General features: G+C 64.0%; 1 protein-coding gene. It reads left to right on the top strand.

The window, feature by feature from the left end; all coding sequences use genetic code 11:
- Positions 1 to 250, top strand: a 250-nt coding sequence (locus ACWXWW_RS18215; protein WP_455971439.1) for a transposase, incomplete at both ends; no start/stop codon positions are given.

Genomic DNA, 250 nt, shown 5'->3' with positions numbered 1-250 from the left:
CGGCAGGGCCGTCGAGGCGCAAGCTGCTTCGGCATCGCAGATGGGACGGTTCGAGACCGAGACGCTGGCTCTGGCCGCGAACCGGGCGGCGCTGGCCGATCTGAACGGCCAATGGATCGACCGGTTTCATGACCGCAACGGGTTGAAATACATCGTGCTGGACATGGACAGCTCGGTCAGCCCCACCCACGGCGATCAGGAAGGTGCTGCCTGGAACGGGCATTTCGACTGCACCTGCTATCACCCCATC

The sequence above is a fragment of the Microbacterium sp. KNMS genome (assembly GCF_053851835.1).
Note: the sequence above shows the minus strand (reverse complement) of the source record. Positions and strands in the feature narration are given on the sequence as shown.